This window comes from Methylobacterium sp. WL119 (genome assembly GCF_008039875.1).
Taxonomy (GTDB): Bacteria; Pseudomonadota; Alphaproteobacteria; order Rhizobiales; family Beijerinckiaceae; genus Methylobacterium.
On record NZ_VRUU01000178.1, the window covers coordinates 1 to 4,886 of the forward strand.

The following is a 4,886-nucleotide window of genomic DNA, read 5'->3' on the forward strand; positions in this document are numbered from 1 at the left end:
TGGCGCCGAAACCCTGGCGGGTGGAGGCGGCCGAGGCCGACCTGCCGCGGGGCGCCAAGGCGGTGACCGAGCAGGTCTTCGCCGGCGCCGCGCCGACCCATGCGAACGCCTACAAGCTGACGCTCGCTGAGCGGACCCTGTCCGCGGCGCTCAACCAAGCGAGGGCCTAAAGCCATGAAGTTCGATCAGCCCGCCGGCCAAAACCCGATCGACCAGCTCAAGGTCGTCGGAAAGCCGACCGACCGGGTCGAAGGACCGCTCAAGGTCACGGGGACCGCGCCCTACGCCTACGAATGGCACGATCCGCACGCGAACCTCGCCTACGGCTTCATCGTCGGCGCCGGCATCGCCAAGGGCCGGATCGCGACCCTCGACGTGGCGCGCGCGAAGGCCGCCTCGGGCGTCGTCGCCGTCGTCACCCACGAGAATGCCGGGCCGCTCGGCCAGGGCGAGTTCTACGTCCACCGCTTCCTCGCCGCGCTCGTCGTCGACCACTACCACCAGGCCGTCGCGGTCGTCGTCGCCGAGACCTTCGAGCAGGCGCGGGCCGCCGCGGCCCTGGTCCGGGTCACGTATGTCGAGGAGCCGGGCGCCTTCGACCTCGCCGCGCAGGAGGCGACCGCGCCCGTGGCCGAGCAGGGCCCGTTCGGCGGCAAGCCCGAGACCCGCGTCGGCGACTTCGAGGCCGCGTTCGCGCGGGCACCGGTCCAGCTCGACGCGCGCTACACCACCCCCGACCAAGCCCACGCGATGATGGAGCCGCATGCCACCATCGCCGCCTGGGACGGCGACCGGCTCACCTGCCACACTTCGATCCAGCAGATGAACTGGGGCGTGCGCGACCTCGCCAGGACGCTCGGCATCCCCCGGGACAGGATCCGCCTCGTCTCGCCGTATGTCGGCGGCGGGTTCGGGGGGAAGGGCACCGTCCAGTCCGACCTCGCGCTCGCGGCGGTGGCGGCGCGGGTGGCCGGCCGGCCGGTCAAGCTCGCGCTGCAGCGTGCGATGATGTTCAACACCACCATCCACCGCCCCGCCACGATCCAGCGCATCTGGATCGGCGCGACCCGGGACGGGCGGATCACCGCGATCGGCCACGACAACCTCAACGGCAACCTCGCCGGCGGCCGGACCGAGCCGTCGACGGCGGCGACGCGCGCCTTCTACGCCGGCGCCGACCGGATGACCCGCCAGCGCCTGGCGGTGCTCGACCTCGCCGAGGGCAACGCGATGCGGGCGCCCGGCGAGGCGCCGGGCCTGATGGCCCTCGAGATCGCCATGGACGAGATGGCCGAGAAGCTCGGGATGGACCCGGTCGCGTTCCGGGCGCTCAACGACACCCAGGTCGACCCCGAGCACCCGGAGATCCCGTTCTCGACCCGGCCCTTCGTCGCGTGCCTGCGCCTCGGTGCCGAGCGCTTCGGATGGGAGCGCCGCCAGGCGCAGCCGGCCGGCTTGCGCGACGGGCGCTGGCGCGTCGGGTTCGGCATGGCCGGGGCGATCCGCGCGGCGAAGATCGCCCGGTCCGCCGCCCGCGTGCGCCTCGACGCACGCGGCGTCGTCACGGTCGAGGTCGACATGACCGACATCGGCACCGGCAGCTACACCATCGTCGCGCAGACCGCCGCCGAGATGATGGGCGTCACGCCGGATCGGGTCGTCGCGCGCCTCGGCAATTCCGATTTTCCGGAGACGCCGGGCTCCGGCGGCCAGCAGGGGGCCCCTTCCGTCACCGCGGGCGTCTACGCGGCCTGCGTCAAGCTTCGCGAGGCGGTGGCCCAGCGGCTCGGGTTCAACTCGGCCGACGTCGCCTTCGCCGAGGGCGAGGTCCGCTCCGGCAACCGCGCCGTACCGCTCGGGCGGGCGGCGGAAGCCGGCGACCTCGTCGCCGAGGACACCATCGTGTTCGGCGATCTCGCCAAGCGCTTCGCGCAGCAGACCTTCGGCGCGCACTTCGCCGAGGTCGGCGTCGACGCCGACACCGGCGAGATCCGCGTCCGCCGGATGCTGGCGGTGTGCGCGGCCGGGCGCATCATCAACCCCAAGGCCGCGCGCAGCCAGATCATCGGCGGCATGACCATGGGGATCGGCGCCGCCCTGATGGAGGAGATGGTCGTCGACATGAAGCGCGGCTTCTTCGTGAACCACGATCTCGCCGGCTACGAGGTGCCGGTGCACGCCGACGTGCCCCATCTCGAGGCGGTCTTCCTCGACGAGGTCGACCCGACCATGTCCCCGGTCAAGGCGAAGGGCGTCGGGGAGCTCGGCCATGTCGGCGTCGCCCCGGCGATCGCCAACGCGGTCTACAACGCGACCGGCGTGCGGGTGCGCGACTACCCCATCACCCTCGACAAGCTCCTCGACCGGATGCCGGACTCGGCCTGACGACGCCTCGGGATGCGGGACACGACGATCCGCGCGCCCGGTGTGCGATCGATCCGCCGGCCCGAAGCCTGGCGGCCCTTCGAGAGGCCATCCGCCAGCGGCGCTCCGGTGGCGCCCCCTCGACCGTCCATCGCGAGAACGGTGCGAAGGTCGGCCGGACGCAGGCTTTCGTGCCGGCGGCCTGGGAGCGCGGTGTGCGACCCGGGCCTATCCCCTCCCGTCAGAGGCTCGGGTGCAGGCCGCGGACCGGGCTCACGCCCTCCAGCAGCGCAGCGGCGTGCAGGATCGTCGCCTCCGCCTGCCAGCTGCCGACCAGCTGCACGCCGATCGGCAGGCCCTCGCGGCTGGTGCCGAACCGCATCGACACCCCCGGCAGGCCGGTGACGTTCAGGGGCACGGTCGCGCCCTGCAGGTAGGTCAGGTCGACGGTCTCGCCGTCGACGACGAGGTCCCGGATGCCGTGCTTGTGCGCCGGCACGGGCAGCACGGGCGTGAGGAGCACGTCGTAATCCCGGAAATAGGCGGCGTAGCCGTCCCTCAGCCGCTCGGCCGCCTGCTCGGCCGCGACGTAGTCCGCCATCGAGGTGTCGGGCAGCGACAGCATCGTCCGCGCCATCCTGTACATCCGATCCTCGTGCCCGGCGGTCGCCTCCCGGAAGGCCGGCTTCATCTCCATGACGTGGAGCTTGTTGAACACGTCGAGGGCGAAGTCGCGTTCCAGGGCCGGGATGCGGACCTCCTGCACCGGGTGTCCCTCGCCCGCGAGCGCGTCCGCCGCCGCCCGGACGGTGGCCGCGACCTCCGTGTCGATCGGCCCGAAGCCCGGCCCGACCATCCAGCCGACGCGGAGCTTGCGGCCCGGTGCGATGCCGGCTCCGGCGTCGAACGGGCCGCCGTGCGAGGCGAAGCCGTCGAGGCCGTCGGGACCGGCCAGCTGCGCGAAGGCGAGCGCGAGGTCGCGGATCGAGCGCGCCATCGGGCCGACGTGCCAGAACCGGCGCGGCGCCCGCGGCCAGATGCCGGTCATCGGCACGCGCCCGTGCGTCGGCTTCAGCGCGACGATGCCGGTCTGCGCGGCCGGGCCGCGCACCGAGATGGCGAGGTCGGTGCCGAGGCCCAAGGGCGACAGGCCCGCCGCGATCGCCGCCGACTCGCCGCCGCTCGATCCGCCGGGCGTGCGGTCGAGGTCCCACGGGTTGTTCGAGCGGCCCGAGAGCAGGTTGTCGCTCTCGATCCAGTAGGAGAACTCCGGCAGGTTGGTCTTGGCGAGCAGGATGCCGCCGGCGCTCTTCATGCGGGCGACGCTGGTGGCGTCGGCGTCCGGCCGGCGGCCCGCGAAGATCGGCGAGCCGCGCTGGGTGAGGACGCCTGCCGTGTCGATCGAATCCTTCACGGTGAAGGGCACGCCGTGCAGCGGCCTGAGCTCCTTGCCGGCCATGACCGCTTCCTCGGCCTCCCGCGCGGCGGCGAGCGCGCCCTCCGCGAGGGTGACGATAGCGTTGACCTTGGGGTCGACCGCCGCGATGCGGTCGAGATGGGCCTGCACGACCTCGACCGGCGAGACCTGGCGGGTGCGGATCAGCGCGGCGAGGCCGGTCGCGTCCGAGAAGACGATGTCGGTGGTCATGATCTGAGAGCCTTCGCGATCGCCGATGCGGGCATGGTGCCTCGGCCGGGTCATGGGGAGGGCCGTGCGGTGCGCCGGCCGTGCGATGGTCGGGGGCGGGCGCCGCGGGGGACGCCCGACCCGTCAGCGGTTCGCGAGGCGTGCGACGAGCGTTTCGGCGGCAGGACCCGAGGAGGCGGGGTTCTGGCCGGTGACGAGCAGGCCGTCGGTGACGACGAAGGGGGCCCAGTCGGCACCCTTGGCGTAGAGGCCGCCGTTGCGTGCGAGCTCGTCCTCGACCAGGAACGGAACCACCCGGGTGAGGCCGACCGCCTCCTCCTCGGTGTTCGCGAAGCCGGTGACGTTGCGGCCCGCGACCAGGGGCGTCCCGTCGCCGGCCTTGGCATGGCGCAGCACGCCGGGGGCATGGCAGACCAGGGCCACGGGCTTGCCGGCCGCCAGCGTGGTCTCGATCAGCCGGATCGAGGCCGGGTCCTCGGCGAGGTCCCAGAGGGGGCCGTGCCCGCCGGGATAGAACACGGCGTCGAAGCCGTCGTGGCCGACGCCGACGAGCCGGCCGGTCTCGGCCAGCACCGCCATCGCCGTTGCGTCCGCTTCGAAGCGGCGCGTCGTGTCGCTCTGGAAGCTCGGCTCGGCGCTCTTCGGATCGAGCGGCGGCCGGCCGCCCTTGGGCGACACCAGCACCACCTCCGCGCCCGCATCCTTGAACACGTAGTAGGGGGCGGCAAGCTCCTCCAGCCAGAAGCCGGTCTTGCGGCCGGTGTCGCCGAGCTGGTCGTGGGAGGTCAGGACCATCAGGATCTTCATGTCGTTCTCCGGATCGTTGGCTTGGGTGAGGGGAGGTTGGGCGAGGGGAGGTTGGGCGAGTGAAGGT

Annotated in this window: 3 protein-coding genes and 1 pseudogene; 2 read left to right on the plus strand and 2 right to left on the minus strand. The window is 72.9% G+C overall.

Annotated features, from left to right (window positions below; translation table 11 throughout):
- Together FV227_RS30210 and paoC are read left to right on the plus strand one after the other, a co-directional pair.
- Window positions 1-170: pseudogene (locus tag FV227_RS30210) on the plus strand (xanthine dehydrogenase family protein subunit M); the annotation flags it as partial.
- A 4-nt stretch (window positions 171-174) separates the two neighbouring features.
- Complete coding sequence (gene paoC, locus FV227_RS27785) at window positions 175-2,385, plus strand: aldehyde oxidoreductase molybdenum-binding subunit PaoC (protein ID WP_147860398.1); 2,211 nt, start codon at window positions 175-177, stop codon at window positions 2,383-2,385.
- Between the two features lie 220 nt (window positions 2,386-2,605).
- Here paoC and FV227_RS27790 read toward each other — a convergent pair whose 3' ends face one another.
- On the minus strand, window positions 2,606-4,012 hold the full coding sequence (locus FV227_RS27790) for an amidase (protein ID WP_147725703.1): 1,407 nt from the start codon (window positions 4,010-4,012) through the stop codon (window positions 2,606-2,608).
- 123 nt (window positions 4,013-4,135) lie between these two features.
- The gene (locus FV227_RS27795) at window positions 4,136-4,819 is read right to left on the minus strand and encodes a type 1 glutamine amidotransferase domain-containing protein (RefSeq protein ID WP_147860399.1); all 684 of its coding nucleotides are present in this window, start codon (window positions 4,817-4,819) and stop codon (window positions 4,136-4,138) included.
- Window positions 4,820-4,886 lie beyond the last annotated feature (67 nt).

Coding starts and splice junctions, on each gene's coding strand:
- paoC (WP_147860398.1), top strand. CDS start 175: ATGAAGTTCGATCAGCCCGCCGGCCAAAACCCGATCGACCAGCTCAAG.
- FV227_RS27790 (WP_147725703.1), bottom strand. CDS start 4,012: ATGACCACCGACATCGTCTTCTCGGACGCGACCGGCCTCGCCGCGCTG.
- FV227_RS27795 (WP_147860399.1), bottom strand. CDS start 4,819: ATGAAGATCCTGATGGTCCTGACCTCCCACGACCAGCTCGGCGACACC.